Annotated in this window: 2 protein-coding genes; both read right to left on the minus strand. The window is 35.7% G+C overall.

The window, feature by feature from the left end; genetic code table 11:
* On the minus strand, positions 1 to 559 hold a 559-nt coding region (locus ASU03_RS19260), incomplete at its 3' end, for an McrC family protein (protein WP_231731655.1).
* Positions 559 to 775, minus strand: a 217-nt coding sequence (locus ASU03_RS21275; RefSeq protein WP_197411328.1) for a hypothetical protein, incomplete at its 5' end; no start/stop codon positions are given. The genes ASU03_RS21275 and ASU03_RS19260, both read right to left, overlap by 1 nt.

The following is a 775-nucleotide window of genomic DNA, read 5'->3' on the forward strand; positions in this document are numbered from 1 at the left end:
CATAGAATTTATGTTTATTAATAAAATTATGTTGCACTTGCTTACCAACTAATAATTTACCTTTTAAAAAAGCTAAATTATCTTCACAACGCACATAATCACTGCGCATCCCTCGTTTAATTAGTTCATTTACCGAGGACAAAAACTGACTAATAAACACCTCTAACAAAGGCATTTTGTTTTTCGCTAAATTGGCGTTGTTAGTTTTTAAATGGCGAAAGCTTTTTAAGGTTTTCAGCATATTTAATAACGAGTCTTGTGCGTGCTGAGCCCTATGCTCACCTGAATTTTTTTTAGCAACCTTTGGTAATACTTCTATTTGCGTGCCATCAGGGGTAAACAATACCCCTGCATAGTTTTTTACCTGTAGCACATCACAGTTGTCAATAAATCTTGGCCGTAAAAAACGACTTTCTGATTTTTCACAAGCGCATAGTTCTTTTAAATATTTGTAAGCAGAAGCTGATATCTCTTCAATACGATCAGAGTATTTAGCTTTATCGCCAACACCTAAATAACCAAATTCGAAAACTGTGACTTGCTTTTGAACACTTAGCATTAAGGTTGAGACACCAGTTCATCTTCTGTTTTAAATTCTTCGACGCTGGTACTGTTCGCCTCTTCTAATTTTTTTCTCTCTGCTTCGGCTTTAGCTTTAACCGTATCTTCTGCCTTTTTAATTATGGCTTTTAACTTCCCTAGATCATAAATTGCCTGATAAACTTCTTCGTTTGCCCAGGGGCTGCCTTCATCGGTAAAGCTTGCTAATTGATAG

Source organism: Colwellia sp. TT2012 (assembly GCF_001440345.1).
In the GTDB taxonomy this organism is placed as follows: Bacteria; Pseudomonadota; Gammaproteobacteria; order Enterobacterales; family Alteromonadaceae; genus Colwellia.